General features: G+C 46.5%; 23 protein-coding genes. 17 read left to right on the top strand and 6 right to left on the bottom strand.

Annotated features, from left to right (window positions below; all coding sequences use genetic code 11):
* The first annotated feature begins 35 nt into the window (after positions 1–35).
* Positions 36–539 carry a fasciclin domain-containing protein gene (locus ACED36_RS09680; RefSeq protein ID WP_371733168.1) on the top strand — a complete coding sequence of 168 codons (504 nt, stop codon included), beginning with the start codon at positions 36–38 and terminating at the stop codon, positions 537–539.
* A gap of 106 nt (positions 540–645) precedes the next feature.
* Here the strand turns inward: ACED36_RS09680 and ACED36_RS09675 are convergent, their stop codons facing one another.
* Both ACED36_RS09675 and rne read right to left on the bottom strand, forming a co-directional pair.
* Positions 646–2,202 (bottom strand): SulP family inorganic anion transporter, encoded by a 1,557-nt coding sequence (locus ACED36_RS09675; protein WP_017004111.1) that lies wholly within the window; start codon positions 2,200–2,202, stop codon positions 646–648.
* 352 nt (positions 2,203–2,554) lie between these two features.
* Positions 2,555–5,620 (bottom strand): ribonuclease E, encoded by a 3,066-nt coding sequence (rne, locus tag ACED36_RS09670; RefSeq protein ID WP_371733210.1) that lies wholly within the window; start codon positions 5,618–5,620, stop codon positions 2,555–2,557.
* Between the two features lie 520 nt (positions 5,621–6,140).
* Between rne and rluC the strand changes: the two genes are divergently transcribed.
* Positions 6,141–7,097: a 23S rRNA pseudouridine(955/2504/2580) synthase RluC gene (gene rluC / locus ACED36_RS09665; RefSeq protein ID WP_371733167.1), complete on the top strand. Its 957-nt coding sequence runs from the start codon at positions 6,141–6,143 to the stop codon at positions 7,095–7,097.
* A complete protein-coding gene (locus tag ACED36_RS09660; protein ID WP_016961380.1) occupies positions 7,087–7,728 on the top strand; it encodes an HAD family hydrolase in 642 nt (213 codons plus the stop codon). The genes rluC and ACED36_RS09660 overlap by 11 nt, the downstream gene beginning before the upstream one ends.
* A 92-nt stretch (positions 7,729–7,820) precedes the next feature.
* On the opposite strand, the gene ACED36_RS09655 is transcribed toward ACED36_RS09660, so the two are convergent.
* Positions 7,821–8,405, bottom strand: a complete 585-nt coding sequence (locus ACED36_RS09655; RefSeq protein WP_371733166.1) for a nucleoside triphosphate pyrophosphatase — start codon at positions 8,403–8,405, stop codon at positions 7,821–7,823.
* Positions 8,406–8,641: 236 nt separating this feature from the next.
* On the opposite strand from ACED36_RS09655, the gene yceD reads away from it, so the two are divergent.
* The 13 genes from yceD (at position 8,642) to ACED36_RS09590 (ending at position 19,141) form a co-directional block, all read left to right on the top strand.
* Positions 8,642–9,172 carry a 23S rRNA accumulation protein YceD gene (gene yceD, locus ACED36_RS09650; protein WP_016961382.1) on the top strand — a complete coding sequence of 177 codons (531 nt, stop codon included), beginning with the start codon at positions 8,642–8,644 and terminating at the stop codon, positions 9,170–9,172.
* A gap of 5 nt (positions 9,173–9,177) precedes the next feature.
* Positions 9,178–9,348, top strand: coding sequence for a 50S ribosomal protein L32 (gene rpmF, locus ACED36_RS09645; RefSeq protein WP_016961383.1), 171 nt, complete (start codon positions 9,178–9,180; stop codon positions 9,346–9,348).
* A gap of 9 nt (positions 9,349–9,357) precedes the next feature.
* The gene (gene plsX / locus ACED36_RS09640) at positions 9,358–10,383 is read left to right on the top strand and encodes a phosphate acyltransferase PlsX (RefSeq protein ID WP_017007496.1); all 1,026 of its coding nucleotides are present in this window, start codon (positions 9,358–9,360) and stop codon (positions 10,381–10,383) included.
* Between the two features lie 5 nt (positions 10,384–10,388).
* Positions 10,389–11,354 (top strand): beta-ketoacyl-ACP synthase III, encoded by a 966-nt coding sequence (locus tag ACED36_RS09635; protein ID WP_016961385.1) that lies wholly within the window; start codon positions 10,389–10,391, stop codon positions 11,352–11,354.
* 13 nt (positions 11,355–11,367) lie between these two features.
* A complete protein-coding gene (gene fabD / locus ACED36_RS09630) occupies positions 11,368–12,291 on the top strand; it encodes an ACP S-malonyltransferase (protein ID WP_371733165.1) in 924 nt (307 codons plus the stop codon).
* 60 nt (positions 12,292–12,351) lie between these two features.
* The gene (gene fabG, locus ACED36_RS09625) at positions 12,352–13,086 is read left to right on the top strand and encodes a 3-oxoacyl-ACP reductase FabG (protein ID WP_016961387.1); all 735 of its coding nucleotides are present in this window, start codon (positions 12,352–12,354) and stop codon (positions 13,084–13,086) included.
* Positions 13,087–13,243: 157 nt separating this feature from the next.
* On the top strand, positions 13,244–13,480 hold the full coding sequence (gene acpP, locus ACED36_RS09620; protein ID WP_016961388.1) for an acyl carrier protein: 237 nt from the start codon (positions 13,244–13,246) through the stop codon (positions 13,478–13,480).
* 96 nt (positions 13,481–13,576) lie between these two features.
* A complete protein-coding gene (fabF, locus tag ACED36_RS09615) occupies positions 13,577–14,815 on the top strand; it encodes a beta-ketoacyl-ACP synthase II (RefSeq protein ID WP_016961389.1) in 1,239 nt (412 codons plus the stop codon).
* Between the two features lie 74 nt (positions 14,816–14,889).
* Positions 14,890–15,699: an aminodeoxychorismate lyase gene (gene pabC / locus ACED36_RS09610; RefSeq protein WP_016961390.1), complete on the top strand. Its 810-nt coding sequence runs from the start codon at positions 14,890–14,892 to the stop codon at positions 15,697–15,699.
* Entirely contained in the window at positions 15,696–16,709 is a 1,014-nt protein-coding gene (mltG, locus tag ACED36_RS09605) for an endolytic transglycosylase MltG (RefSeq protein ID WP_016961391.1), read from the top strand. The genes pabC and mltG overlap by 4 nt, the downstream gene beginning before the upstream one ends.
* A complete protein-coding gene (gene tmk / locus ACED36_RS09600) occupies positions 16,706–17,341 on the top strand; it encodes a dTMP kinase (protein ID WP_016961392.1) in 636 nt (211 codons plus the stop codon). Before mltG ends, tmk begins: the two co-directional genes overlap by 4 nt.
* Positions 17,331–18,296, top strand: a complete 966-nt coding sequence (gene holB / locus ACED36_RS09595; protein ID WP_016961393.1) for a DNA polymerase III subunit delta' — start codon at positions 17,331–17,333, stop codon at positions 18,294–18,296. Before tmk ends, holB begins: the two co-directional genes overlap by 11 nt.
* A 68-nt stretch (positions 18,297–18,364) precedes the next feature.
* Complete coding sequence (locus ACED36_RS09590; protein ID WP_016961394.1) at positions 18,365–19,141, top strand: TatD family hydrolase; 777 nt, start codon at positions 18,365–18,367, stop codon at positions 19,139–19,141.
* 66 nt (positions 19,142–19,207) lie between these two features.
* On the opposite strand, the gene ACED36_RS09585 is transcribed toward ACED36_RS09590, so the two are convergent.
* On the bottom strand, positions 19,208–21,967 hold the full coding sequence (locus ACED36_RS09585) for a M16 family metallopeptidase (protein WP_371733164.1): 2,760 nt from the start codon (positions 21,965–21,967) through the stop codon (positions 19,208–19,210).
* A 444-nt stretch (positions 21,968–22,411) separates the two neighbouring features.
* Between ACED36_RS09585 and ptsG the strand changes: the two genes are divergently transcribed.
* Entirely contained in the window at positions 22,412–23,845 is a 1,434-nt protein-coding gene (gene ptsG / locus ACED36_RS09580) for a PTS glucose transporter subunit IIBC (protein WP_016961396.1), read from the top strand.
* A gap of 97 nt (positions 23,846–23,942) precedes the next feature.
* Here the strand turns inward: ptsG and ACED36_RS09575 are convergent, their stop codons facing one another.
* Positions 23,943–24,842 carry a lysine exporter LysO family protein gene (locus ACED36_RS09575; RefSeq protein WP_371733162.1) on the bottom strand — a complete coding sequence of 300 codons (900 nt, stop codon included), beginning with the start codon at positions 24,840–24,842 and terminating at the stop codon, positions 23,943–23,945.
* Positions 24,843–24,934: 92 nt separating this feature from the next.
* On the bottom strand, positions 24,935–25,855 hold the full coding sequence (locus ACED36_RS09570) for an HDOD domain-containing protein (protein WP_016961399.1): 921 nt from the start codon (positions 25,853–25,855) through the stop codon (positions 24,935–24,937).
* Positions 25,856–25,991: the final 136 nt, after the last annotated feature.

Genomic DNA, 25,991 nt, shown 5'->3' with positions numbered 1-25,991 from the left:
CATTTTAGATAGCGTATTGAAGAAGGAGAAATCTTATGATTTCTGCAAAGGTTTTGTCGTCAGTAAAATCTACCCTGTTGGCAACAGTGTGTGCATTAATGTTTGGTGTATTTAGCGTCCAGGCTGACCATCATGGAATGAAAAAGAACATTGTTGAGATTGCAGCAAGCAACCCTGACTTTAGTACCCTCGTTGCTGCTGCTGGCTTAGTCGAAACGTTGCAAGGAAAAGGACCTTTTACGGTGTTTGCACCGACCAATGAAGCCTTCGCTAAACTTCCCGCTGGCACGGTTGAAAGTCTCCTAATGCCAGAAAATAAAGATAAATTGATTTCGATACTGACGTATCACGTGGTCCCTGGAAAAGTCATGGCTGCTGATGTGATCGGTATGACTGAAGCGCCAACGGTACAAGGAAGCATGATTAAAGTCGATGCATCTAATGGCGTCAAAGTAGATAACGCTAACGTGGTCGCAACGGACATCATAGCGTCAAATGGGGTAATTCATGTTATCGATACCGTGATTATTCCTCAGTGAGTTTCTAATTGAATCCGAGTTAAATATTGTTTCATAAAAAAAAGCGAGCTAAATAGCTCGCTTTTTTTCATTGCTCAGACCTCAAACCGATGCGTGATGCAGAGGGTTAGCCCAATAGATCATCTGCAACTTTGTAGTTTGGATCTTCAATATGATTAATTTCAACCAAGCTACCCGCCTTGGTTAGCAATGCCTGACAGTCATGTGATAAATGGCGAAGGTGCAGTGTTTTGCCCGCTTTGTTATAGCGATCTGCCAACGTGTCGATTGCCTCAATGGCCGAGTGATCAACAACACGTGACTTACCAAAATCAACAATGACGTCATCTGGGTCGTTTTGCGTGTCGAATAACTCAAGGAAATTCGCAACTGAACCAAAGAACAAAGGACCATTTACTTCGTAAATTTTTGACCCTTGTTCGTTAATGTGGCTGGCAGCAAAGATGTGTTTAGCATGTTCCCACGCAAACATCAGAGCAGAAACAATGACACCTACGATAACGGCGATTGCCAAGTCGGTCATGACTGTCACGACAGTCACAAGTACGATCACGAAGAAATCTTTTTTAGGCACACGACGTGCAAGCTTGAACGTTGCCCATTCGAATGTGCCAATCACCACCATGAACATGACACCAACGAGTGCTGCTAGTGGGATCATTTCAATCAGTGACGAGGTAAACAGAATAAAACAGAGCAGGGCAATGGCTGCCATGATACCTGATAAGCGGCCACGACCACCTGAGTTAACGTTAATCATTGATTGCCCAATCATGGCACAGCCACCCATTGCGCCAAACACTGAACAGGTGACGTTAGCGACGCCTTGACCGACACATTCACGGTTTCCGCGACCGCGAGTACCCGTCATTTCATCAATCACAGTTAGCGTCAGCAGCGACTCGATTAGACCAACCGCAGCAAGAATGAGTGCGTAAGGCAGAATGATATAGAGCGTTTCAAGGCTAAACGGAACGGATGGAATGGAGAACGTTGGCAGTGTACCTGCCAATGTTGCATTCTCATCGCCACTCATTGAACGCAGGAAGTCGACAACGTTGCGGGTATCCAAATCAAGCAATACCACCGCGGCGGTAACAGAAACGATAGCCACCAGAGATGAAGGCACAGAGGTTGTTAGCTTCGGCAGGAAGTGAATGATAGCCATCGTGATAGCGACCAGCCCAAGCATCAAGAACATTTGCTCACCTTGAAGCCAAACAAGGGCACCAGAAGCGTCAGGCGCTTTGAATTGTCCAAGTTGTGCAAGGAAAATGACGATGGCTAAGCCGTTTACGAAACCAATCATTACAGGATGCGGCACCATGCGGATAAACTTACCCAGCTTGAATACACCTGCGGAAACTTGGATAAGACCGGCGAGCATGACAGCAGCAAAAAGATACTGAACACCATGTTGAGCAACCAGACTGACCATGACGACAGCCATTGCACCGGTTGCGCCAGAAATCATGCCGGGACGACCACCAAGGATGGAAGTCAGCAGACCCATAATAAAGGCAGCGTAGAGACCAACCATGGGATCTACACCAGCGACGAAGGCGAAAGCAACTGCTTCTGGCACCAAAGCCAATGCAACAGTCAGTCCAGACAGTACGTCGTTTTTAACTGAGTGTTGGGGGAATTTAGGAAATTCAAACATCGTGTTGGATTACTTCTTAAATATTGAGTTAAAAGGCTATCGCCAAAAAATATGACTCTGCGAAATCACAGTGTCGCAGAGGTAAATCGCCTGCGAATACTACCGAAAAGTGTGATTTTGTTCAATGTTAGTAACGTTATTGTAAACAGTGGTGGTGAAAACTTTGCAGATTGAACAATAAGTTAGTCATGTCGTAGCGATAGGGTGAATGAAAGCTTCGTTAGGCATCAAAGGAGATGTTGTCATTGAAGCGATATCATACGTCCAGTCTTTACCTTAAGTCGGCTTGATAAAGATAGAAATAAAAAAAGAGCCATGACAAGCATGGCTCTTTTCGTCAAACCTTGTTTATTTAGAAACTCGGTTTGGTGGCAGGTGCTGTTGCGCGACTCGTCGCGGTATCGCTGCCTGCTTGTTTGGTTTGTGCAACATCACTACGGAAGTCAGCAATAGCAACGTTAAGTGCTGCAGTGTTGCTTTCCGGTGCGGGTGCTTTCGCCATTGGCGCAGCAACTTGGCGATAGCGAATCACAGGGGTTTCTGTAGCCTTAGCTGGCTCAACCGCTGGGATTTCACTTGCCTCCATCACTTCTTTAACTTTAACTTTAGCTTCTGGCTTAGCTGCTTCTGTCTCTTGTGATTCGGCAGCGTCTACCACAGCGGTTTCTGGCTGTGCTTCTGCAGGCGCGTTGATAGTAACAGGAAGCTCTTCGCTCAGTGTTTCAGTGCCTTCTGATTTGGCTTTTTCTTCCAGCACGCTTGGTGCAGAAGGACGTGGGAATACTTTACCCATTGCCATTTCAGGGAAGGCCACACCGCCCAAAGAAGGTTTTTCAGTAACAACGGCTTGTTCAGCTGTTGGTGCTTCAGCAACAACTTCAGCAACGACAGGGGCTTTGATAGCAGCTTTTGACGGCCATACTTTACCCATCGCCATTTCTGGAGAAGCAACGCCTGATTTCAACACCACTTGGTTACGTTTTTCGACAACAGAAACCGAGGTCTCCATCATGTCCAATTGATCAAGAGCTTGTTCAGTCGAAGACGTTTCGTTTTCTTCCCGATTATTGCGACGACGGCGCTGGCCGCTAGCACGCAAGTGACGTGGAGAACGACGGTTGCGACGCTTCTCATCACGTTGTTCTGTGTTTTCTGCCGCATCTACTGAATGAGTAAACTCAGTGGTTTGTACTTCGGCTTTCGCCTCAGTCGCAACCGCTTGACCCATTTCTAGTAGTGGGCTAGCTGCAATGGCTTCTGCTTCTTGTGCAGAATCAGCGCGGCGCACTTTCTTGTTGAGGGTGCGGCGTTGACGGCGTTGTTTCACTTTTTCCGTCTTTTCCACTTTCTCTTGTTTAGCAACGTCTGGTTTAACAACGTCTTGTTTAACCGCAGGGGCATCTTCTTTTACTGGCTTCGCTACTTTCGCTGGCGGACGTTGTTCGGTTTTTTCAACCTTCTCAACTGGCTTGCGAGTTTGCTTCTTCGCCGGCTTCTCTTGACGCTCGACGTTACGCTCAGTGTTTTCTGGACGCTCTCTATTGTTACGGCGAGGTTTGCGGCCTTCGCTACGTTCATTGTTTCGACCATTCTCATCGCGCTGGACGCCACGTGAACCGCGACGAGTGCGATCTTGTGAACGATTTTGGTCACGACGATTACGACTTTCGCGTACAGGCTCTTGCGGTTTCTCTTCTTCTACTTCTTTACCTGCAAACAGGCCAGAGATGAAAGAAACAACGCGTGAAAGCAATCCAGGTGTTGTATCAACAGCCTTAGGTGCAGGCGCCGCTGATTGAGGAGCCGGTGTTGGCGATGCAGGCGCAGCGAAAGTTTGCAATGCAGGTTCTTCACGCTTCTTAACAACACGTTCTGCAGGTGCTTCTTCTTTGCTTTCAGCTTCACGAATGGCATCAAGATGCTGTGGCAGTTCGTATGACAATGTTGTGTTTTCATCACCGCCACGGACGCGAACCACTTCAAAGTGCGGCGTTTCCATGTTGGCGTTTGGTACGATCACAACGCGAACATTGTGATACTTCTCTACGTGCTGAACAGAACGACGTTTTTCGTTCAGAAGGTAGGAAGCAACAGGAACAGGAACGATCGCCATGACTTGTGACGTGTTCTCTTTCAGTGCTTCTTCTTCAATCAGACGCAAGATAGACAATGACAGTGATTCATTATCACGTACTACACCTGTACCCGTACAACGAGGACAGATGTGGTGGCTAGCTTCTGCAAGAGACGGGCTCAAGCGCTGGCGTGACATTTCTAGCAGACCAAAGCGAGAGATACGACCGATTTGAACGCGAGCGCGGTCCATACGAACAGCTTCACGCAGACGATTCTCAACTTCACGCTGATTACGTACTGGCGTCATATCGATGAAGTCGATAACAACCAGACCACCTAGATCACGCAGACGTAATTGACGTGCAATTTCATCAGCAGCTTCTAGGTTAGTTTGCAGTGCGGTTTCTTCGATATCAGAACCCTTTGTTGCACGTGCAGAGTTGATGTCGATAGAGGTCAGTGCTTCGGTTGGGTCAATAACAATTGAACCGCCTGATGGCAAACGAACTTCACGTTGGAACGCAGATTCAATCTGGCTCTCAATTTGATAGTGGCTGAATAGCGGAACTTCGCCTTCGTAGTGTTTGACACGTTGAAGGAAATCAGGACGGGTAGCCTGAATGCGCTCACGTGCTTGATTATATACAGCTTCGCTGTCGATCAGCACTTCACCAATGTCACGACGAAGGTAATCACGGAATGCACGAGCGATAACATCACTCTCTTGATAGATCAAGAAAGGGGCCACTTTGGTATCTGCTGCGCCCTGGATACGTTCCCAGTTATTCAGTAGATATTTCAAGTCCCACTCGAGTTCTTCAGCTGATTTACCAACGCCCGCAGTACGAACGATCAAACCCATGCCCTGAGGCAGTGTAAGACCGGACATCGCTTCTTTTAGTTGGCTACGCTCTTCACCTTCGATACGACGAGAAATACCGCCAGCACGAGGGTTGTTAGGCATAAGAACCAGATAGCTACCCGCGAGAGAAATGAAAGTGGTTAAGGCTGCGCCTTTGTTACCACGTTCTTCTTTATCAACCTGAACAATGACTTCTTGGCCTTCTTTCAACACTTCTTTGATGTTGGGACGGCCTTGGTAGCTATAATTGGCAGGGAAATATTCGCGAGCAATTTCTTTAAGAGGAAGGAAGCCGTGACGTTCTGAGCCGTAGTCTACAAATGCTGCTTCAAGACTTGGTTCAATACGGGTAATACGACCTTTATAGATGTTTGCTTTTTTCGATTCATGACCAGAGCTTTCGATATCTAGATCGTATAAGCGCTGACCGTCAACCAATGCGACGCGCAACTCTTCTTTCTGAGTTGCGTTGATCAACATTCTTTTCATATCAATTTTTTCTCGATTATTTGTTGTTATTAGTCGTCGGATACGAGACAAAATACGCAATGCTGCCAGGTCCCAAGTCTGACATTAATGCAACCTCACGGCTGGAAAATCAGGGACGCTCTAGGGCACTACTCATCGACCCACTGATGCGGAAATCAGAAATCACTCCGCCTTATTCAGTCGGCTCTTCGCCACAAATGGCGATAGTCTCTTTGACACTGGTTATTTATCCCGTCGTGCCAACAAACTAACGGGTGCTTTATTCCTCATGTCTTACGCCAATTGCTGCATGATTAGGACGTCTTGAACTCTCAGCGAATCAGATACTACTCAGAGATAGTGCCGTGAATGGTCAAGTGTCTTGGAAAAAACGGTAAAGATTTACTCTATTTGTCGACTTTGTAGTCGTGACGTGCAAAAAAGCTGCAAACTTTCTCGCATTACGGCGCAACTATAGCAGGGACACTTTTTTGCAGCAAACTACTTTGATGCAATGTAGAATCGAAGTCCTATGAATACAGACAAACCCCAAGTGCAATTCATCGACATTTCTGATGACATTGCTGGCCAGCGGATCGATAACTTTCTCCGAAATAGGCTTAAAAACGTACCTAAAAGTATGATTTATCGCATTCTTCGTAAAGGAGAGGTGCGAGTTAACAAAAAACGCATAAAACCGGAGTATAAGCTCCAAGCGGGCGATGTTATCCGTCTTCCACCTATCAAGATCCCAGAGGTGGCGCAGGTTGCGGCTCCCAGCACCAAGCTTGATAGAGTGGTAGAGCTAGAAAAATGTGTGATTTATGAAGACGATCACATGCTTGTTCTCAATAAGCCTTCCGGAACTGCGGTTCATGGCGGCAGTGGGCTCCATTTTGGTGCCATTGAGGCTATGCGCGCACTTCGTCCAGACGCGCGTTTTCTTGAGCTGGTGCATCGTATTGACCGTGATACTTCTGGTATCTTGCTGATTGCAAAAAAACGTTCGGCACTTCGTCATCTTCAGGCGCAGTTTCGTGAAAAAACCGTACAGAAATATTATTTCGCTCTTGGCATGGGTCGCTGGAAGCCGTCGATGAAGAAGGTGACTGCGCCACTGCTTAAAAACGAAGTAAACAGTATTGTTCGTGTTAACCCCAATGGTAAGGCATCTGAAACACGTTTTAAAATACTGGAACAGTTTGATCAGGCGACCTTGCTTCAAGCGAGCCCAATCACAGGTCGTACCCATCAAATTCGAGTTCATGCGCAGTATGCTGGGCATCCGCTTGCTTGGGATGACCGTTATGGTGATCCGCGTTTTGATGCTTACACCAAGAAATTTGGCTTAAACCGTTTGTTCCTGCACGCAGCAAACATCAAGTTCACGCATCCGGGCACGGAAGAGGTGATGGATATCTCTGCGCCGTTGGATAAACAATTAGAGAGAGCCCTAGAAGGCTTAAGGAAATTGCCGCGTGTTAACTAACTACAAGTTAGTGATCTTCGATTGGGATGGCACAGTGATGGATTCTGTTGCCCGCATCGTGTCGAGTTTGAAGGAGGCTGCCCGTTTGACGGGTGGTTTGCCTGAATTGTCGGCTGATGAACTCAAGCAAATGATCGGGTTAAGTTTAGATAAAGGCTATTGCTATCTTTATCCGAATGCACCGCTAGATAAGCTTGATGAGTGGAAAAAACATTACGGCGAGCAGTTTCGTGATTTTAATACGACGCCGCATGCACTTTACGATGGTGTGGTGGATGTTTTAACTGCATTAAAAGAGAAGGGCTATGTGCTCGCGGTTGCTACAGGGAAGTCACGTATTGGCTTAGACCGTGTCATGCTGGAAACGGACACGGGACATTTCTTTGCGGCCACAAGAACGGCGGATCTTACGGCTTCAAAACCGGATCCTTTGATGATCCTTGAGTTGTTAGACGAGCTAAATGTTCAGCCCCATGAGGCCATCATGGTCGGCGACACGTCTCACGATATGCTGTTGGCACAAAAGGCAGGCGTCGATGCTATTGGCATAACATGGGGAGTACATGATGAAGCTGTACTTTCGGATTACTCACCTGTTGCGATTATTGCGTCACTTGATGCATTGATATAAGCACTCAAGTTAAACAATAGAGAGGGCAATCGCCCTCTCTATTTGATTTTTCATGTGATTCTTCGTTCTACTGGCAAGAAATAAGCCTCATGCTACAGAATGCTCATACCTTCTTCTTTCAACATTTCACACAGCCTAATCAAGGGTAAACCCACCAAAGTGTTGGGATCCCTTCCTTCTAATCGAGTGAACAACGCAATGCCTAAACTCTCGCATTTAAAACTGCCTGCGCAGTCGAGAGGTTGCTCTTTCTGCACATAGTTTTCAATTTCACTGTCAGTTAACGTTCGAAAATGCACGTGAAAAGGCTCAACATCCGTCTGTGTGTGACCACTTTTGGCATTGAGTAGGGTGAGGCCTGTATAAAAGGTAACATGTTTGCCTGAGGCCGCTTTCAGTTGTTCAACAGCACGTGCATGCGTGTGAGGTTTCCCGAGGATCCTTCCGTCGATCACACAGACTTGATCGGATCCTATGATGAGTGCTTCAGGATAAGCGTCACGACAGGCGAGGGCTTTTTCATAGGACAAGCGCTTGACCAATTCAGTGGGGGGTTCATCAGCGAAAGCAGCTTCATCGATGTCAGGTGAATGTGATTTGAATGGAATGCGGAGTTTTTCAAGCAGCATTTGGCGGTATTTAGAGCCAGATGCCAGCACGACTGTTTGATTATTCATCTAACGGTGCACCTTTGTCAGATTATTCGTATACGGCGGTCAGTGTAATGTTTTACACTTGCGTAGGCGAGTGGACATGCGTTGTTTGCGTCCATTCTGGTATTAATTTCGCTAAGTACCTGTTGCACAGAAATTAACCTTTCCTGAATTATTGTGGCTTTTTTTGTCATCTATATGGAAGTTAAGGTACAAATCTCTTTGACTCGGGATACTTTGGAGGCTAGAATTCGCGCCCTATGCAGAAGGTAAAGCTACCACTGACGGTTGATCCGTTTAAGAATGCGCAAAAGCGGCTGGACTATGATGGCATCATCACAGGAAAGCAACTCGAGCGTCTTGCTGAGGCAACTGAAGGTGTGATTAGTGATGCTAATGTAAAGCTTTCGTTTGACATTGATGCTCAAGGTCTGAAGATTGTAAGCGGTAACGCCAAGGTCGATGTAACTCTTGAATGTCAGCGTTGTTGGAAGCCTTTCTCGCATCACTGTGATATCGAATTTATTTACAGCCCGGTTTTCAATGAAGATCAGGTTGGCAATTTACCGGAAGCTTATGAGCCGGCATTAGTCGACGAAAATGGTGAGATTAACCTGCTTCACCTCATCGAAGATGAGTTGATGGTGGCATTGCCACAGGTTGCCATGCACGATGAGGTTGACTGCGAAGTCACCGCTGATGGTATGGTTTTCGGGGAAATCCCGCTTGCTGATGAGCGTCCGAATCCATTTGCCGTTTTGAAGAACTTAAAGCAAAGTAACGAGGAGTAGGGTCAATGGCCGTACAAAAGAGCAAGAAATCACGTTCAATGCGTGGTATGCGTCGTTCACACGATGCGCTAACTACTAGTGCACTGTCTGTAGATGCAACTTCTGGTGAAACTCACCTGCGTCACAATGTGACTGCTGACGGTTTCTACCGTGGCCGCAAGGTAATCAACAAGTAAGGTTGAGCCTTGTCTGGTCTAACCATTGCACTTGATGCGATGGGTGGGGACTTCGGTCCTCAGATAACAGTGCCTGCCTCCGTGCAGGCATTGTTGTATTTCCCTTCGTTAAAAGTCGTACTCGTCGGTGATCACGCTGAGATCACTCGCCAGCTTACATTGCTGGGTCAAAATAATGCCTCCCGCATATCAATTGTTCATGCGGAATCTTCTATTGCCAATGACACACGTCCTTCGCAAGCACTTCGTGCGAGCAAAGGTACCTCTATGCGTGTCGCTCTCGAACTTGTCGCTGAAGGCAAGGCCGATGCTTGCGTCAGTGCTGGAAATACCGGTGCCTTGATGGCGCTTTCCCGCATGTTACTGAAATTACTTCCTGGTATAGACAGACCTGCTTTGGTATCAGAGCTCCCAACGATTGGAAGCCATAAAAGCTGGTTGCTCGATCTGGGCGCAAATGTGTCCGTGGATGCTGATACCTTGTTTCAGTTTGCCGTGATGGGATCGGTCCTTGCTGAAGAGCAGCTAGGCTATAAACCGTCAGTGGCGTTGTTGAACATTGGTGAAGAAGAAATAAAAGGCAACGATTTAGTTAAGCGCTGTTCAGAAATGTTACAACAGTGCTCGGCGGTCAATTACATCGGTTATGTAGAGGGTGATCAACTTTATACAGGTAAGGCCGACGTGATTGTCTGCGATGGATTTGTCGGTAATGTCAGCCTGAAAACCAGTGAAGGTGTCGCCAGATTATTTTTAGAAAGTCTAAAAATGCATATACTGGTGAACCCAATTAAGAAACTGGTGGCTAAATGGTTATTCGGTAGCCTATTTAAAGCGCTAAATAACCTGAACCCCGACCAGTACAATGGTGCAAGTCTGTTAGGATTGCGCGGCATTGTAGTGAAAAGCCACGGACGTGCTGATATATCCGCTTTCCAACACGCTATCGGAGAAGCGGTACACGAAGTCGAACGGCAACTACCTAGAAAAATATGTGACCGTTTGGAAGCCGTACTACTCGAGAGGCAATATTAGTCGTCATGTTTAGTAAGATTTTAGGCACAGGCAGTTATTTGCCTGAGCAAATCCGTTCGAATGCGGATCTCGAAAAAATGGTTGATACCAGTGATGAGTGGATCATGGCTCGTACTGGTATTAAAGAGCGCCGTATTGCTGCTGAAGATGAATCAGTGGCAACTATGGGTTATCACGCTGCCTGTCGTGCCATTGAAATGGCAAATATTGACAAGCAAGACATTGATTTAATTATCTTTGCCACAACCAGTGGTGAAAATGCGTTTCCATCATCGGCCTGTGATGTTCAGGCAATGTTGGAGATCAGCGGTTGCCCTGCATTTGATATTGCTGCCGCCTGCTCTGGTTTTGTTTACGCGTTGAGTGTTGCAGACCAGTACGTGAAATCAGGCATGGCGCGTAATGCATTGGTGATTGGTGCTGATCGTCTTTCGCACAAGTGTGATCCGACTGATCGTTCTACCATTATCCTGTTTGGTGATGGTGCCGGTGCCGCTATTGTGAGCGCAAGTGATGAACCAGGCATTATTTCAACGCATCTTCGTGCAGATGGTAAGTTTGGTGAATTGCTGAAATTGAAATATCCAGCACGTGATATTGCGAGCAACCCTACTGCGCAAGATGCGTGGTTGGAAATGGCGGGCAATGACGTGTTCAAAGTCGCTGTCAATCAACTTGCCAATATCGTGTCTGAAACGCTTGATGAAAATCAAATGGATAAATCAGAGATTGATTGGCTTGTGCCACACCAAGCAAACTTTCGCATTATCAAAGCTACCGCGAAGAAACTCGCAATGTCGATGGATCAGGTAGTGATTACTCTAGATAGACACGGCAATACGTCAGCCGCTTCTGTTCCTACTGCGCTCGATGAAGCAGTACGAGACGGACGCATTCAGCGCGGCCAAACGATTTTGCTGGAAGCCTTTGGCGGTGGTTTCGCCTGGGGCTCTGCACTGATTAAATTTTAATAAGGAAAACGTTATGTCTAACTTTGCTGTGGTTTTTCCAGGCCAAGGTTCACAGGCTGTGGGTATGTTGGCAGCACTGGCAGAGCAGTTTGCGGTAGTTAAAGAAACCTTCGCTGAAGCATCTGGCGTACTTGGCTACGATTTGTGGGAATTGGTTCAAAACGGACCTGACACCGATCTAAACCAAACCAATCTTACACAGCCTGCATTGTTGACAGCCTCTGTTGCAATCTGGCGTGTCTGGCTGGAACAAGGTGGTGCGCAACCATCTGTCATGGCAGGTCATAGCCTTGGTGAATACTCAGCATTGGTATGTGCGGGCGTTATCGATTTCAAACAAGCGGTAAAGTTGGTTGAACTTCGTGGCGAGTTGATGCAAGAAGCAGTTCCAGCGGGTGTGGGCGCAATGTCGGCCATCATCGGCTTGGACAATGACGCGATTGCGAAAGCGTGTGAAGATGCTGCACAAGGTCAAGTCGTGTCACCGGTTAACTTTAACTCTCCGGGTCAGGTTGTTATCGCTGGTAATAAAGAAGCGGTGGAACGAGCGAACGTACTGTGTAAAGACGCGGGTGCTAAACGTGCGCTTCCTTTGCCCGTTTCTGTTCCTTCACATTGTGCGCTGATGAAGCCTGCTGCTGATAAACTTGCAGTTGCACTTGAAAGCATTGACTTCTCTGCGCCATCGATTCCTGTCATTAACAATGCTGACGTTGCTGCTGAAACTGATCCTGCTGCGATTAAACGCGCACTAGTTCATCAGCTATACGGTCCTGTTCGTTGGACTGAAAGTGTTGAGAAAATGGCTGGTCAAGGCGTAGCGCTGCTGTTGGAAATGGGGCCAGGTAAAGTATTGACCGGTCTAGCAAAACGTATCGATCGCAACCTAAATGCGGCGGCGGTAAATGATCCAGCATCGCTGGAAGCCGCGAAGTAATTTCTAGGAATTGCGGGAAGTGTTAAATCGCTAACCGCTGTTATAAAGGAACGAAAACTCATGAACCTGAATGGAAAAATTGCTCTTGTAACGGGCGCAAGCCGCGGGATTGGGCGTGCTATCGCTGAACTTCTCGTGGAACGTGGTGCGACGGTCGTAGGTACTGCCACTTCTGAGAGCGGTGCCGCAGCAATCAGCGATTATCTGGGTGAAAATGGCAAAGGTTTCGCACTGAATGTGACATCAGCAGAATCTGTTGGCGATGTGTTGAAAGCGATTAAAGAAGAGTTTGGTGACATTGATATTCTGGTAAATAACGCAGGTATCACTCGCGATAACCTTCTGATGCGTATGAAAGATGACGAGTGGCAGGACATTATGGACACCAACTTGACGTCTATCTTCCGCATGTCAAAAGCAGTACTGCGTGCAATGATGAAAAAGCGTAATGGCCGAATCATCAACGTGGGTTCTGTTGTTGGTACCATGGGCAATGCAGGACAAGCGAATTACTCAGCGGCAAAAGCTGGAGTTGTGGGTTTCACCAAATCTCTGGCACGTGAAGTTGCATCGCGCGGAATTACCGTAAATACTGTTGCTCCAGGTTTCATCGAAACCGATATGACAAAAGCGCTGAACGATGATCAGCGTGCAGCAACACTTGCTCAAGTACCTGCTGGACGATTGGGTGACCCACGTGAAATTGCTGCCACAGTCGCATTCCTTGCGTCTGCGGATGCAGCATATATCACAGGTGAGACACTTCATGTTAACGGCGGCATGTACATGATTTAAACATTAAAGTTGCAACACTAAATGATACAGGTCAAACTCCGGCTGTTTATCGAGCATATCGTGGTTTGACCAGCATATAGGGTGTTGCAAAGTCCACATTATTGAATAAACTACTGCACATATCGCATCTGCGAATCTTGTAAGGAATAGTATTAATATGAGCAACATCGAAGAACGCGTTAAAAAAATCATCATTGAGCAATTGGGCGTAGACGAAGCTGAAGTTAAAAACGAAGCATCTTTCGTAGACGACCTAGGTGCAGACTCACTGGACACCGTTGAGTTGGTAATGGCTCTGGAAGAAGAATTCGATACCGAGATTCCAGACGAAGAAGCAGAGAAGATCACTACCGTCCAAGCAGCGATTGATTACGTTGTAGGCGCGTCTGAGTAATCAGAACAAGATCCTTCCAGGCGGTCACTTGACCGCCTGAGTTTTTTCTAAGACCCCGAAAATTTCAAATAACACCTTTTCTCGGAGAATATCATCGTGTCTAAGCGTCGTGTTGTAGTCACTGGCATGGGGATGTTATCACCTGTAGGTAACACCGTTGAATCTTCTTGGAAAGCCTTGCTGGCTGGCCAAAGCGGCATTCAAACCATCCAACATTTCGATACCACTGGTTTCGCAACCCAATTTGCTGGGATGGTGAATGATTTCAACTGTGAAGATTACATCTCTAAGAAAGATGCCAAAAAAATGGATTTGTTTATCCAGTACGGTATCGCTGCAAGTGTGCAAGCACTTGAAGATTCAGGTTTAGAAGTCACAGAAGAGAATGCAGAGCGCATTGGTGTTGCCATCGGCTCTGGTATTGGTGGCCTTGGCTTAATTGAGTCCAACCACCGTGCGTATGTCGCAAAAGGCCCACGCAAAATTAGTCCATTTTTTGTACCGTCGACCATCGTTAATATGATCGCCGGTCACGTTTCAATTAATTACGGTCTTCGCGGTCCAAACATCGCGATTTCAACGGCTTGTACTACTGGACTTCACAACATCGGTCACGCTGCCCGTATGATTGCATATGGTGATGTTGACGCAATGGTTGCCGGTGGTGCAGAAAAAGCCTCTACAGAGCTAGGTATCGGTGGTTTCGCCGCGGCTAAAGCACTGTCTACCCGTAATGATGATCCACAGTCGGCATCACGCCCGTGGGATAAAGACCGTGACGGTTTTGTTCTGGGTGATGGTGCTGGTGTGATCGTTCTTGAAGAATACGAGTTTGCTAAAGCACGTGGCGCGAAAATCTACTGTGAATTAGTCGGTTTTGGTATGAGCGGAGACGCGTACCACATGACGTCGCCAAGTGCAGACGGTTCAGGCGGTGCGCTGGCAATGAAAGCAGCGATCCGCGATGCAGGCATCACACCGGAAGATATCGGTTACATTAACGCGCATGGTACGTCTACTCCAGCGGGGGATGTGGCTGAAACCAAAGGCATTCGTTTAGCAATGGGTGCAGCGGCTGACAAAACTATGGTGTCTTCGACTAAGTCGATGACCGGTCACTTGTTGGGTGCTGCGGGCTCTGCTGAATCTATCTTTACCATCATGTCTTTGGTTGATCAGGCGGTAGCGCCAACGATTAACCTCGATAATCTTGATGAAGGTTGTGATCTTGATTACGTTCCTCACGAAGCACGCCAAGTGAACATGGAGTATGCACTCTGTAACTCTTTCGGCTTTGGTGGCACAAATGGCTCGTTAATCTTCAAAAAAATGTAAGTTTTTTTGATAGACTAGAACGGCTCGATAGTTGATATCGGGCCGTTTTTTTATCTGCATTTCAAGGATGAACGATGATCCTGCTCAACGGACAAGCTTCTGATCACCTGCCGTTGTCGGATAGGGGGCTGCAATATGGTGATGGATGTTATACCACCATGCTGTCAAATCACGGCGTGTTGCGTTCATGGCCACTTCATTTGGCGCGTTTGATGTCAAATACTGAAACGCTCGGTATTCAAGGCATAGATTGGGATTTGCTGACCGCTTGGGCTGAATCAGTCTCGCTTTCTCAGAAGGATAAGGCAGAGGTGATCGTTAAAATCTTGATCACGCGCGGTAGCGGCGGGCGAGGATACAGCCCTCAAGGCTGCCAAACCCCAAATGTTGTCGTATCGTCCCATCCTTCCCCTGCGCATTATAAACAATGGCGTGAAAAGGGTATTCAGATGGGAATGTTGCAGCAGCGTCTTGGTTTGTCGCCTCTTGCTGGTCTAAAACACCTTAATCGGCTTGAGCAAGTGTTGATTAAGCAAGAAGTCGACGCTTTAGGTCTTGATGACGGCGTGGTTTGCGATCTCAATGGCAAGTTGATTGAAACGTCTGCGTCTAATTTATTTTGGCGAAAAGGCGATAACTTGTTTACGCCTGACCTTTCGTTGTCGGGCGTTGAAGGTACAATGCGCGCAGAAGTGATCAACGCGGCGCCCGGAGAAGGGTTTCACGTCAGTATTGTTTCTGCTGAACCAGACGTGCTTATCGATGCAGATGAAATATTTATAACCAATGCAGTGATGGGATTAGTGCCTGTTCGTTGTGTAGAAAAAACATTCTACAGCAGTTTTTTAGCATGTAGAGCAATTACCTTGAGGTTGAGTGCGTGATAAAAAAAATCGCCCTGATTTTATTGTTTTTCGTTGTAGCTGCAATGGGCGGCGCATATTGGGTACATGGTCAAATTGAAAGCTATGTGAATGAGCCCATTGAAATTGAACAAAGCCAATTGATCAAAGTACCAGAAGGCTCAAACTACCACTCTTTCACGCGTAAGCTTGTCTCAGAAGGCGTTATTCCAAGCTCTCAGTGGGCACGTTGGGCAGCAAAAACACATCCGGAACTGACGCGACTAAAAGCGGGTACCTATCAAATTCAGCCGGGTATGACATTAGCTGATGTGTTTGTTGTAGCGCGTTCAGCCAAAGAGCACCAGTTTGCGATTACCTTTGTTGAGGGCAGTACGTTTAAAGAATGGCGTAAGCAGTTAGCTGAAACCCCTCAAATTACGCATGACACAGCGGACATGTCAGAAGCTGACATTGCTAAAGCATTGGGTGTGAACGTTGATAAACTTGAAGGGCTGCTGCTACCTGAAACCTACCATTATGTGGCGGGTGAAAGTGATATGGCGCTCCTGAAACGTGCATCAAGCCAGCTTCAAAATGCGTTACAACAAGCATGGGAAACACGTGAAGAAGGCCTACCGATTAAATCGGAGTATGATTTATTAACGCTGGCGTCGATCATTGAAAAAGAAACGGCAGTAGACCGAGAACGTGAAAAGGTGGCGTCTGTATTCGTTAACCGATTAAACAAGGGTATGCGACTACAAACGGACCCAACAGTGATTTACGGTATGGGCGATAAGTATGATGGCAATATTCGCAAGAAAGATTTGCGCACGCCAACGCCTTACAACACATATACGATTAACGGATTGCCACCTACACCGATTGCGATGCCGGGTAAGGCGTCCATTATTGCTGCCGCTAATCCATCGGATACCCCGTATTTTTATTTTGTTGCCGATGGTCTCGGCGGACACACGTTTTCTAGAACGCTCGCGGAACATAACCGTGCAGTAAGACAGTATCTCAAGATATTAAGAGCCCAATGAATAACGGAAAATTTATCGTCGTAGAAGGTTTGGAAGGTGCGGGGAAAACTACCGCTATCCATAACGTGATTGAAACCCTGAAAGACTGTGGGATTTCAGATATTGAAACAACGCGCGAACCCGGCGGTACGCCGTTGGCTGAGCAAATGCGTGCGCTGGTCAAAGAAGGGCACCCTGATGAGCCTTTGACGGACATGGCTGAGCTGTTGTTGCTCTATGCGGCACGGATTCAATTGGTCGACAATGTCATTAAGCCTGCGTTGACACGCGGCGCTTATGTAGTGGGTGATCGCCATGATATGTCTTCGCAAGCCTATCAAGGGGGTGGTCGTGGCTTTGATAAAGCCTTGATGCAAAACCTGCGTGATACCGTGCTTGGGGACTTTCGTCCAGATTTTACCTTATACATGGATCTCGATCCTGCGATTGGCCTTTCTCGTGCTAAAGCACGTGGAGAACTCGATCGCATTGAAAAAATGCAACTTGATTTCTTCCACCGTACTCGTGAGCGTTACTTAGAAATGGCGAATGCTGATGACAGTGTTGTGATTATCGACGCATCACAGTCGATTGAAAACGTCACTAAAGACATTCGCAATGCATTAGAAACGTGGCTGAATCATGCAGGCTAACCTGTATCCTTGGCATCAAGAGCTATGGCAAAACTGGCAACACTTGCTGGGTCAAGATCGCCTGCACCATGCAGTATTGCTGAGCGCCCCGAAAGGGAGTGGTAAGTTAGCGCTTGCCGCCACGCTCGCAAAAACGATTTTGTGTAAAAATGGCGTGACCGAACCTTGCGGTGTTTGTCATAGCTGCCAGTTATTTGATGCCGACACCCATCCTGATTTCCATTGGCTAAAGCCAGAAGCGGAAGGCAAACAGCTGGGCGTCGATGCGGTTCGAGCGGGAAACAAGTATGCGTGGGAAACGTCGCAACTTGGCGGTGAACGCGTCATCTTGGTTCAAAACGCGGACAGTATGGGTGAAGCTGCTGCGAATGCGCTACTCAAAACCCTCGAAGAACCGCCTGCAAGCTGCCACTTTATCTTGCTTTGCGAGTCCATGGACAGCATGTTGCCTACAGTTGTCAGTCGTTGTAATAAATGGAAACCTAAACTGCCAGAAGAAGCGGTGGTGAAGCGTTGGGTTGAAAGTGGGTTGTTTGACTCTGTGCCTTTGCAGGTTATTCGCATCAACCGTGGCGCTCCTTTGGCGGCGAAAGCCTTTATAGAAAATGGCAACGTTGGTAAACACGAAGCCTTGCTGAGTGCTTTCGTTAGCTTTGTTTCTACACAACAAGGCTTATTTACGCTGACGGATCTGCTGGCGAAGGCCCAGAGAGATGGCTTGAACTGGCTAAGCTTCTTATTGCTTGATGTGATGAAGACTCAGCAAGGGTCTCAAGAGGCTATTGTGCATTGTGATTCAACCGCACAACTCAATGCCATTAGTAAGGCTGTTAACCCATCGAAGATTACGTCTCAGTTGATGGCCTTAAACAAGTTGAAAGCTGAACTTGCCAGACACACAGGGCTGAACAGTGAACTTCTCCTGAGTCGCTGGTTATCAGGCTTCAATGAATAAATTAATTTAGCGCGAAGATTACCGTATAATCCCGCGCTTCAATCATTTTGCTAACCGGAGAAAGTGACGTGCTAGTCGACTCGCATTGCCACCTCGACAAACTTAACTATGACGAATTACACACCGATGTTGCTGACGTGGTCGAAAAGGCCAAAGCGCGCGGTGTTGATTATTTACTGTCTGTCGGCGTGACGCTAAAAAGCTTCCCAAACATGATGGAGTTGATTCGCCCGTTTGATAACGTGTTTGCGTCTTGTGGGGTTCATCCGCTCGATATTGAAGAAGGCTTCGATTACGAGATCTTGAAACAATTGGCGTCTGATGACCGCGTTGTGGCTATTGGTGAAACGGGGTTGGATTACCACTATCAGCCAGAGTTAGCAGATAAACAAAAAGACGCCTTTCGTCAGCATGTACGTATCGCAGTAGAGTTGAATAAGCCCCTTATTATTCACACACGCATGGCCCGTGAAGACACGTTGCAAATACTGCGTGAAGAGAATGCTCAGAATGTGGGGGGTGTGCTCCACTGCTTTACTGAAAGTTTTGAGATGGCAGAAGCCGCGATTGAGCTGGGTTTCTATATCTCAATTTCAGGTATTGTAACGTTTAATAAAGCGTCCGAACTGAAAGACGTGGTGCGCCGTCTGCCGCTGGAAAAACTGCTGGTGGAGACAGATTCACCGTATTTGGCGCCGATCCCGTATCGCGGCAAAGAAAACCAACCTGCTTACGTGAAAGAAGTTGCTGACTATGTCGGTTTGCTGAAAGGCGTATCCGGTGAGGAAGTGGCGAAAGTCACCACAGAGAACTTCTTCAAATTGTTCTCTCAAGCGAAGCGATAGATATACTGAAAGTTTGATTTTACAGATTGATAAAAAGAAGCCGGGCTGCTGATGCCCGGCTTCTTTTTAGTTTGCTGAAGGCAAATTTGTTATCTCATAGCGAATAGCATTTTTGCTCACAAAACCTGCCATATAGCTTTCTAACTCTTCTTTAGTAATGGCTTCCAGCATGGAGTCAGGGTTGATGACGGCTAAAGGATCTGAACCGTATAGCACGTAGTCAAACATCATTCTCGCTTGTTCTTTGGGGAGAAGAAGTCCATCTTTCAGTGCTTGAGAAAGCTGGGCGACGGTGCTTGAGAACTCCTGTTCTGTAATGCCATCTCCTAACGAGTCAACGACCTGACCAATGCGATCTTTCGCCTGCTCGCGCTTGAGCAATGACACATTCGATACAAACATAAACATCTGCTGTGTTGCGCCATCAGGCCACATTACAAAGGAGTACGGTGAATAGTCCAAACTCGCCTCTTCGCGAATATTCTCAAGTAATCTTTGCGTCATAATGCGGCCCGCCATATCGCCAATGAACCGATCGCGGGTTGTTTTGGCTGGGGCTGAATTTGTCAATACAGTAACAAATTCGACGTTATTACCGCGAGGGCCGAAGGCGTAGACGATCTCAGTTTTCGACGTTTTGATGCCTAGGTCGTACTTCGGTTTGGGGGCTTTTTCATCAAACGTAATACCTGCGAGATATGTGCGTGCCAATGGCTTTAGCTCGTCTTCTGAGAGGTTACCCGCGATCACGATGGTTAGCCCTCGGTTAACCTGAAAAAGCTGTTGATAGGCATCTTTGACTTGTTCTACTGTGACTGATTGATATTGTTCTGGATCGAAGCCATATCTCGGTGACGATGGCGAATATATGCTTTTGTTAAAAGAAGAGTACGACTTGCCATCGAGAGAATCATGGAATTGCTTTTGGTTCGCGACAAACGTTGCTTTGTGTTGTTCAAACTTTACTTTATCCACGGTTGCATGCTGATAGGCTTGATGAAGAGCTGCTAAAAGCACTGGCAAAGATTCTCGTGGTGCTTCCCCGTAAATACCATGCCTATTTTCATCAATCATGGGTTCTAAATAGCTTTTGTTTTTGACCATAAACCGATTGAAGTCAGTGGATGACATTCCACCTAATCCTGTCAGCGCGTAGGCGCCAGGTGACATATAAGCGGCAGGCCTTAATGTTTGGGGTAGCGAAGCGATACCGCCTTGAGATCCGGCATAGAGGTAGACGGTGTCTCCGGCATCAGGCATATGTCTGAGATACACCGTGACATTGTTGCTCAACGTGAACTTGGTGGTATCCGGCGCAACGGATACCATCGCGGTAATATCGCCTTTTGTCTCAGGTTGAGGGAATGCGTCAATGGCGTCAGGGAGTATCAGTCGTTGGCCTTTGGCTTGGAAGGTGTCGTTAAAGGCTTTTAAATTAGCAGTGACTTGCTTGTTCGTGTTTCCATCTAGGGCTTGGTTGAACGCGAGTCCCGTAATGGGCTTAACGTCTTTTTTACCTAGCAGAAGACGTAACTGTTTGTTGAAGTATTCTTTGTCCGCAAGAGTGACATAGCGTTTAGAAAGTTCAGTGCGCTGATCTTGAGAAAGCGTTTGAGTGTTGTTTATTAGGTTATTCAATTTCTCGTCAGCAAAATCCCTCGCTGCCCAGTTTTCCTTCATATTTTGCTCTTTATTGGCAAAAGCGGTTTCTTGCGCATCGATTTCAAGTGAGCTGAGGCCATGATCCCTGAGGGTAGCGAGTTCATGTGCTAGAAATGTCATCGCCGCGTCGCGATTGTTGGGTTCAAAAGCCACACTAATTGTTAGCTGGGGTAAACCAAGCCAATAAGCCGTCGAACTTGAAACGAATTGAACGGGGGCTTGTGTGTCTGATGCTCTGTCATTCAAACGTGTGTTGATGGCGTTGGCAAGCATCACTTGATTGGCATATTGCTCAAAGTGAACACCTTCAGTTAACGCATTTTGTTCTGGTTTGAAAATGAGCGTGAAAGATGGGAATTCACTGTCGGCAGTGGTGAGAGTGAGTGGTTCGGGATTAAATTGGGCGAGTTGACTGTTTCTATTGGTGTTCTCTTGGTTGGTCCAGCTACCAAATGTTGAGCGAATAAGCGTTTCTATGTTTGCTTTGTCAATATCACCGCTAATGACTAGCTCGGTGCGATTAGGTGTATAGTTGGCCTGATAGTAGTCTTGTAATCTTTCCGTGGAAATATTGGTTATCGACTCGCGAGAGCCAAGGACATTAACATTCCCTTCATAAGCATCTTCCGCTAATGCCATGTGGGCTTTGAAATTGATTGAACCTTTAGATGCCTCTTGTCGACGAAGTTCGCCGAGTACGACCCCTTTTTCTGCGTTGACCGCATCAGGAGAGAGGGTTAAGCCTGTGGAAATATCTTTGAACCAATCGAGCGCATGCGGCAAATGGCTGTTATCGGGCAAATCCAGCTTGTAGAACGTCCAATCATGATAAGTGAACGCATTGAGGTGTTGTCCAAAGTTGAGCCCAGCATCGCCAAACAGCGTAATGACATCGTTTTTTGGGAAGTTATCACTGCCATTGAATGCCATGTGTTCAAGAAAGTGCGCGTATCCTTTTTGGTCCTTATCTTCGTCGATTGAACCCGTGTGAACGAGAAGGCGGATGGAGACTGGCGCACCTTTTTGATTTCGTATGTGCACGTTCAAACCGTTTTCTAATGTTGTGTGCTGCCAAGATGTGTCAGGTGCGATCGGGTCGTTAAGCAGTGTTGTGTTGCATGCGGCAATAAAAACAACGGGGAGCAATACAAATAGTCGTTTCATCACGTTGGTCTTTTCTCTTCCATAAGCAGTTCAACGTAATCTACACAATCGAATACATCGCAATCATGTTATTGGTCTGAAAATGCGACAGGCAAGTCTTAAAATCTGTGCAATACTATGTAACTAAGAGATAAAATTAAGCGTTATTTCGTTACATGAAATAACGTTCCTTCCTCGATCCCCTGGCACAAACCCACTTGGGTGTTAAGTACTCCATATTCATAAAAAATTAATTTTAATCAATGATTTAGATAGTATCAAAAATGCTATTATCTCAGTGTCTGATGTGATCTATATTTGGTTTCTGAATACCCATGTCATGTTACATAGAGTCTCTGTAACAGCAGGCCTATATTAATCAGCGAATAACATTGTTTCCGGGTTGTCGAGAGCTAGAATCGGATCTGAGTTCAAGCTCAACCCTACATATTTCAGGAGCTACATATGTTTAAAAACCTCTTTGCGAATATGCAAAAAGTCGGTAAGGCGCTGATGCTTCCAGTATCAGTTATGCCAGTCGCCGGTATTTTGTTAGGTGTTGGTGCTGCCGATTTCTCTTGGCTACCAAGTGTCGTTTCAACCATCATGATGAGTGCTGGTGACGCCGTTTTCGGTCACATGGGCCTTCTGTTTGCAGTCGGTGTTGCACTGGGTTTCACTAACAATGATGGTGTGGCAGGCCTTGCTGCTATTGTTGGTTACTACATCATGGTTAACACCCTAGGTGTTATGGGTGAAGTGTTCGGTGTAGGCGCGATTGAAACTGGCGTATTGGGCGGTATCCTTGCTGGTGGTGTTGCCGCATGGGCGTTCAACCGTTTCTTCCGTATTCAACTTCCAGATTACCTAGGCTTCTTCGCGGGTAAGCGCTCTGTACCCATTATTACTGGCTTTCTGAGCATATTCTTGGCAATTGGTCTGTCTTTCATCTGGCCACCAATCGGTGCGATGATTGCGTCTTTTTCTAACTGGGCATCCGTTCAAAATCCACAAGTGGCATTCGGTATCTATGGTCTGGTCGAGCGTTCACTTATCCCGTTTGGTTTGCACCACATCTGGAACGCACCATTTTTCTATGAAGCGGGTCAATGTGTGACGCCTGCTGGTGAAGCACGTACTGGTATCCTGACTTGCTATATGGTTGCTGATGAAGCAACACGTGCCGCAGGTAACGGCTTTGGTCAGTTGGCTGGCGGCTTCATGTTCAAGATGTTTGGCTTGCCTGCTGCTGCTATTGCAATGTGGCACACCGCAAAACCAGAAAACCGCGCGAAAGTGGGCGGTATCATGGTGTCTGCTGCGCTGACCTCATTCCTAACAGGTATTACAGAACCTATCGAGTTTGCATTCCTGTTCGTTGCGCCAGTGCTGTATGTTATCCACGCTATCCTTGCTGGTACTGCGTATGTCATCACTAACACCTTGGGTATGGTTCATGGCACGTCTTTCTCACACGGTTTGATTGACTTCGTTGTATTGTCTGCAAATTCTCAGAAAATGTGGTTGTTCCCGCTGCTGGGTATGATGTACGCCGTGTTCTACTACGTTGTATTCCGCGTTGCTATCGTGAAGCTGGATCTGAAAACGCCAGGTCGTGAAGATGATGATGAAGAAAAAACAGCGGCAGTTGGTGTTGGTTCTGATATGGCGAAAGAGTTGGTGATGGCGTTTGGTGGTAAAGAAAACATCACTAACTTAGACGCATGTATCACACGTTTGCGCGTTGCTGTAGCAAGTGTTGATGCTGTTGACCAAGACAGATTGAAGAAACTGGGTGCGGCAGGCGTAGTTATCGCTGGCGGCGGCGTTCAGGCAATCTTCGGTACTAAATCTGACAACTTGAAATCAGACATGGATGAGTGGATTCGCAATAATTAATATCAATCGTTATTCCCCCAACGTTTGATGATAAAAAGGAGAGCATTCGCTCTCCTTTTCTATTTCTTGTTCAGTTATTTCTTTTGTGCGCGACACACTACAGCGATACAAAAAATAGCATAAGTATGGGTACGAGAAGACTCAGGATAAAACCGCTGACAATCGCGATAGGAACGCATTTTACCCCACCTGTGGTTTGGATGATGGGTAGCGTGAAATCCATGGATGTTGCACCACCATAACCGATAGCGGTTAACGGATAACGGCCAATAAATATAGGAATAAGGATAATCGCGACAAGCTCACGAGTGAGCTCAAGTAAGAAAGACGCGCCGCCATAAACTGGGCCTAACGCATCACCCATCAATATACCTGCCAAAGAATACCAACCAAAACCGGATGCCATAGCAAGACCATGATTGTAGGGAAGCTCGAGAAGCCATGCGGCAAGAAGACCACCCAATAGAGACGTGACAATGACGACCAAGGCAACACTGAGTCCTTTCTTGTTTAGAATTATTTGCTTGAGTGTCATGCCACTGTTTCGAAGCTGAATACCGATCAGGAAAAGCAATATTAGCAGGATACCTTCACTCGCAGGGTCAACCCAATCTAGGGGAATAGGAAGCAGAAGGCCTAGTATCAATCCGCCGCCAACGACAAATACAAGCTTCACAGATTCCATCACCATTTGTGAAAGTGGGATCGTTTGCTTGTGTTGTTCAGTTTTGGTTTTCAGAATGAAATCTAGGATTGGCAACACCAGTAGATTAGCGACACCTATACAGAAAAAGAAGGTAACGCTAAGCAAAAGAATTTGATTTAAGTTACTACTGAGATTATCCAAACCAGCCAGGCTCAGACCCATTAGGCCTAGAATGACAAACACCAATCGAGACGTAGATCGATTGATGGTATCAAGCAATGAGGCACTTTTAATGGGGATTAAATAACCAACAACGAGTGGAAGGAAAATATAAAGCATGCCGGGGAGCATCGAGTTAAGACCTTATTGATAAAAAAGAAAACCGAGATGAGAGTATCAGTGGTCTTCCAACTAGGTCAATCTTTGTCCCGGCAAAGAGCGGCTTAAAAACCGCAGTTGTTAATAATACCACTCAACTGGTGACGAAAATCTGTTTCGTTCAGGTTGGATAGTTCATAGAGGGCTTCCGCACCTGCGAGGGTTATTTCAACGTCGTGATCATCAATGTCTTCATCATTCGCACGGAACATGAGCAAGTGATTGGCCATTTTTGCAACATCTAGATAGGTGATGTCTTCACCAGTTCGGCGAATGTGGCGATTTAAAGATACTTCAACAAAGTCTAAATCAAATCCCCAACTCTTAAGGATAAATCGACTGGCTTCTTTACTCACTGCGTAGAAAACGTGACTGGCAATATCAAAATCGAGGTAATTGCCTTCATTAGAGTACTGCTGATAAGCCTTTACAGCACTGTAGATACCAATGTCTGCGAGAAGCCCAATGAGTAGCGACTTTTCTACTTCAAGAGCAATCCCATCGTCATCGTAGTTTTTAACCTTCTGACATAGGAGAGCCATTGTAGAGGCAAATTCTCGCGACGCCTGTGCACTTTTCTTGAGCAGCCCATTACATTCAACGCTGAAGTGAGCATTGTTTTTCAATGATTGGATCGCATGTGCCGTGGCGATACCGAGAACGCGTTGAATGCCCAATCGAGAAACGGCCATATTGATATCATGGCATGGACGATTCGTTCTAGGACTAAAGACGGCAGAGTTTGCCGAGCGAATCACGGCAGCGGTAAGCGTTGCATCATCAAGGAGAAGTGTTGATACATCTCTGACTGTGGTATTCGGGGAGTTACATACTTGTTGGAGTTTGACTACCACATCGGGAATAGGGGGCAATGCTAACGTACCGTCTTTTAAAGAACGATAAACACGTTGGAAGAAATCAGTTTCTATAGCTTTGAGGTGCTTTTCACGGTTTGGGGTAACCCAAAATAACGATAGGTGATCCATTTTTTTAGACTCGAAAAAACGCTGTGTAAATAGTAGATCTCTTACGTTTTAATTGGAACACATATGTATATAAATTTGAACGAAAGACACCAATTGAATACGTGCTGTCCAATAAATTTGTCATACCAGTAATTGA

The sequence above is a fragment of the Enterovibrio sp. FF113 genome (assembly GCF_041439165.1).
GTDB lineage: Bacteria > Pseudomonadota > Gammaproteobacteria > Enterobacterales > Vibrionaceae > Enterovibrio > Enterovibrio norvegicus_A.
Note: the sequence above shows the minus strand (reverse complement) of the source record. Positions and strands in the feature narration are given on the sequence as shown.

What these genes read in the sequence shown, in the direction of transcription:
- ACED36_RS09680 (WP_371733168.1), top strand. Translation starts at nt 36, where the DNA reads ATGATTTCTGCAAAGGTTTTGTCGTCAGTAAAATCTACCCTGTTGGCA.
- ACED36_RS09675 (WP_017004111.1), bottom strand. Translation starts at nt 2,202, where the DNA reads ATGTTTGAATTTCCTAAATTCCCCCAACACTCAGTTAAAAACGACGTA.
- rne (WP_371733210.1), bottom strand. Translation starts at nt 5,620, where the DNA reads ATGTTGATCAACGCAACTCAGAAAGAAGAGTTGCGCGTCGCATTGGTT.
- rluC (WP_371733167.1), top strand. Translation starts at nt 6,141, where the DNA reads ATGAATACAGACAAACCCCAAGTGCAATTCATCGACATTTCTGATGAC.
- ACED36_RS09655 (WP_371733166.1), bottom strand. Translation starts at nt 8,405, where the DNA reads ATGAATAATCAAACAGTCGTGCTGGCATCTGGCTCTAAATACCGCCAA.
- yceD (WP_016961382.1), top strand. Translation starts at nt 8,642, where the DNA reads ATGCAGAAGGTAAAGCTACCACTGACGGTTGATCCGTTTAAGAATGCG.
- rpmF (WP_016961383.1), top strand. Translation starts at nt 9,178, where the DNA reads ATGGCCGTACAAAAGAGCAAGAAATCACGTTCAATGCGTGGTATGCGT.
- ACED36_RS09635 (WP_016961385.1), top strand. Translation starts at nt 10,389, where the DNA reads ATGTTTAGTAAGATTTTAGGCACAGGCAGTTATTTGCCTGAGCAAATC.
- fabD (WP_371733165.1), top strand. Translation starts at nt 11,368, where the DNA reads ATGTCTAACTTTGCTGTGGTTTTTCCAGGCCAAGGTTCACAGGCTGTG.
- fabG (WP_016961387.1), top strand. Translation starts at nt 12,352, where the DNA reads ATGAACCTGAATGGAAAAATTGCTCTTGTAACGGGCGCAAGCCGCGGG.
- acpP (WP_016961388.1), top strand. Translation starts at nt 13,244, where the DNA reads ATGAGCAACATCGAAGAACGCGTTAAAAAAATCATCATTGAGCAATTG.
- pabC (WP_016961390.1), top strand. Translation starts at nt 14,890, where the DNA reads ATGATCCTGCTCAACGGACAAGCTTCTGATCACCTGCCGTTGTCGGAT.
- tmk (WP_016961392.1), top strand. Translation starts at nt 16,706, where the DNA reads ATGAATAACGGAAAATTTATCGTCGTAGAAGGTTTGGAAGGTGCGGGG.
- holB (WP_016961393.1), top strand. Translation starts at nt 17,331, where the DNA reads ATGCAGGCTAACCTGTATCCTTGGCATCAAGAGCTATGGCAAAACTGG.
- ACED36_RS09585 (WP_371733164.1), bottom strand. Translation starts at nt 21,967, where the DNA reads ATGAAACGACTATTTGTATTGCTCCCCGTTGTTTTTATTGCCGCATGC.
- ptsG (WP_016961396.1), top strand. Translation starts at nt 22,412, where the DNA reads ATGTTTAAAAACCTCTTTGCGAATATGCAAAAAGTCGGTAAGGCGCTG.
- ACED36_RS09575 (WP_371733162.1), bottom strand. Translation starts at nt 24,842, where the DNA reads ATGCTCCCCGGCATGCTTTATATTTTCCTTCCACTCGTTGTTGGTTAT.
- ACED36_RS09570 (WP_016961399.1), bottom strand. Translation starts at nt 25,855, where the DNA reads ATGGATCACCTATCGTTATTTTGGGTTACCCCAAACCGTGAAAAGCAC.